The organism is Nostoc sp. CHAB 5715 (assembly GCF_020829685.1).
In the GTDB taxonomy this organism is placed as follows: Bacteria; Cyanobacteriota; Cyanobacteriia; order Cyanobacteriales; family Nostocaceae; genus Nostoc.
Map to the genome: position 1 here is coordinate 1 of NZ_JAIVFR010000798.1, position 3,548 is coordinate 3,548.

Here is a 3,548-nt window from a genome sequence, read left to right on the forward strand (position 1 = left end):
CCGTTTATCAATTAAAGTACGGATTACTCTCAAATTATCTCATTCAACAATTGAAACGTCCCGTCCTTCCCATGTTTCTGGTCTAGCTCTTTCGACGCGATCGCCTGTGACAGTTGCGTAAGTCCTGATTTAGTTCAACAACTAAAGCGTCCCAATGTTCCCATGTTTGCCTTTTAGGTTGTTTGGCGCTCGGCACGGCTACGCCGCACCATTGCTTGTGACAGTTGCGTAAGTCCTGACAAAGCTTTCAGAAAGGGGATAAAGTAATACCTGTGTACTACTACATGGCGATCGCAGTGTGCCAGTTGCGTAAGTCCTGTACCTGAAAATAGCTGTAAATATGGTTTAGCGCATCTTCATACAGAATTGGTATTAAAACTTACGCATTGACAAGAAATGCCAAATATGGATAAGTTTAAAAACCACATCTTTCGTAAGGGCAAAGCATTGCTGTGCCTCTACAGCACGTGATTTCGGCATTGTGAGAAACAGATTCTTCTGGCAAGTTTTTCACCAGAAGTGGTAATCATTGGGGTCTTAAATCGTTAGATAATTCCACAATACCCGTAGAGCCATCAATCCTTACCCGTTGACCATCTTGCAGTAGCCATGTAGCGCCTTGAACATCCATAACTGCGGGAATCCCATACTCACGAGCAACGATCGCACCGTGAGAAAGCCGTCCACCAGCTTCGGCAATTAATCCTCCAGCCCTTAATAACAAAGGTGCCCAGCCGGAATCTGTGTAAGGTACTACCAGAATCGTATCTCGATCAATCTCCGGCACATGTTGTAAATTTCGCAACACTTTAACCCTGCCTTCAGCTTGTCCCTGACTGGCTCCAATCCCTTGTAAAATTTGGTCAGAGTAAAGTGCAGAGGGAGCTAAGGGGTGAGGAGGTGTATTGCCGTAGACTAAAAGGGGTACTTGAATGATCTCGCTATCTTGGGCAAATTGCGATCGCCTCGATTCCACTAACTCATCTAACTCCTCAATTAACCTAGAATCGTCATCCACAATTAAACGCCGCACTTCATCAAATTCTAGAAAAAAGATATCTCCTGTTTTCTTGAGTAAGCCGGACTTTAACCAAATCTTCTCTAAAGCTACAAAACTCCAACGCAATTGAGCCAAAAGCCGTGAATAAACTTCGGTAACTCGTCCCTTGATATCCACACGCCGTTGCACAAATCCACGTTTGCGCTTACCAGCAAAAATGCTATTTATTGCGTCTTTAGCGCCTGATTGTGGTTCGTTCCCCTGCATTAACTGCACAAACATCTGCTTAATCATCTGGGGATTTTCCCGCCAAGTAGGAACGGAAATATCAGTTCCCACTTCACTTAAATAGCCGTAATCCTGAAGCAATTCGTCAAATTCTCGCAGGATCTTTTCTCCCTCTGGGGTTTGCTTTAATTGCTCAAATACCTGTTGTGGTTCAAACTCAAGCAATACTTGTTTGGCATCTGTTGCTAAAGCACTCAGCGATCGCAATGCCGCCACCTCTGGAGTAACGCTATTATCAATTTGCCCATCCTTCACCCGAAAAATCGCTTGCCGCACGGCAGCACTTAAGGGAGCTAAAATACTGTAATATGTCGCATGACGTAGCAACTCTAAAATAAAGTCAATTCTGATTAGCAGCTTGGCTGGTTCAAAGTTATCTATATCTTCTTGCGCTAACTGCGACAACCCAGGAATGAACCGTTTGTGATAATCCTGCTTGAAGTCTTTTTCTAAACTTAATTCCCGCCTCAGCAACTTCCCTAGTCCTGGCAAATTTTCCCAAGTTGACTGCAAGGACGGTTTACTTAATTTAGCTCCTCTAGTTAAAAATTCCAAACTTTCCGGCGGCAATCCCATGCGGAGAAAAATATCTCCTAAGAGGGATGCATTAAAGTAGGCTCTGGAATAATGCAGAGTTGCTGTTTCAGTGAAATCTAACCCTAAAGCGCGATCGCCCAAAACTAGAGTAAAAAATTCTCCCCAAACTCCACAAGTTAAAGGACGATTAATCGACCATGTTAAGGGGTGAATTACTCCGGGAATCACTTCGGCGGCGATTTTGCGTGTCCAGATGGGTAGTAGAGTGGTGATCGGTCGAGATTGCAACACCCAGAGTGTTTGACCGTCATAACTCCATTCCATATCTTGAGGAGTGCCATGATAACGTTTTTCGAGTCGATAAGCTAAGTATGCAACTTGCTTAATTAATGCTTGTGGGACTCGTCCTTGACCCTCTAATTGCACAGAGGAAGAATTTTCTGTTTCAATGACAAAAGCGCGATATTGTTCTGGTGTGACTTTTCCCGAAACGACTTGCGTCGGGCTACCTGGAAGGGCTTCAATGATGATTGCATCACCTTGCCCAGTAATGGGATCGCGGCTGAAAGCTACACCAGAATATACACTTTGGACTTGTTGTTGAATCAATACAGCCATTGCTGTATCCTTTAAACCGCGATCGCGCCGATATTGCACAGCAGATGGATGATTGTAGGAAGCTTGAACTTGAGCGATCGCTGATTGTAATGCCTCTGGGCTGGTAACATTTAAAACTGTTTCATACTGTCCAGCCGCAGAAGCGTGAAATGAATCTTCTCCAATAGCAGAAGAACGTACCACCAAGGGAGATAATTCTGATGGCTGGAGAAATGTCAACATTTGGGGATCGTCGATTGGGGCGAGTACCCATCCCTTAGGGACTGGATAACCCCAGCGCTTAATTTGAGATAATGTAGCCGCCTTTTCTCCGACAATCGCAGCATCCAACTCTTCATCTAAAGAAACCATCGCGCGATCGCCGCGCAAAAATTTCAACATCGCAAGAGATTCTGTTTGTGCCTCTTGGGCTGGCAGATTCATATCATCAGGAATTTTAGTATAAATCCAGCCCATTAAACCAGCTAAGGCTATAGCAGCAAGCATTCTGGGGTAATCACTAATGTGGAGAATCATCACAAACAGAGGAAAGAGAAGCAAGACCCCAAATTTTACTACCTTTCTCGATTGCAGAATTGTAAAGCTAATACCTGCAAAGAAGGATACAAATATTGCCACAAGAGGATCATGTACGACAAATCCCCAGACAACATTTGTCGTACCTGCCCCTCTACCTATCCAGTATCTACCAAATACCAGAGCGATCAGGGCGATTAATTACCAAGACGATCCCTCTGGAAAGAAAACGCGGGTGAGTAAGACTGCAGCAACTCCTTTAAAAGCTTCTGACAAGACTGCCAGAATTCCGACAAATCTACCGCCATGATAAAAGGCAGCTGATACACTAATGTTTCTTGTACCAACTTGTGATAATTGCTTGCCCGTAAGCGCGTAAGCGATCCATGCAATCAGGGGTAATCCGCCCAAGAGGGGGCAGACAATTAAAATAACTAAGACACCCCAAGGTTCAAACATTCTGGATTTTGGACTTTAGATTTAAATTTTCCATCTAAAACCTTAAATCTAAAATCTAAAGTTTTTCTAAAATTTTTAATGGTAATTAGGGCGTTTTTATTTGCTAGTTGCTAAATGGACACTTGGCTAA

Annotated in this window: 1 pseudogene; it reads right to left on the reverse strand. The window is 43.7% G+C overall.

Going from position 1 to position 3,548, the window contains the following annotated elements:
* Nucleotides 1-526 precede the first annotated feature (526 nt).
* A pseudogene (locus tag LC574_RS31465) lies at nt 527-3,418 on the reverse strand (glycerol-3-phosphate acyltransferase).
* Nucleotides 3,419-3,548 lie beyond the last annotated feature (130 nt).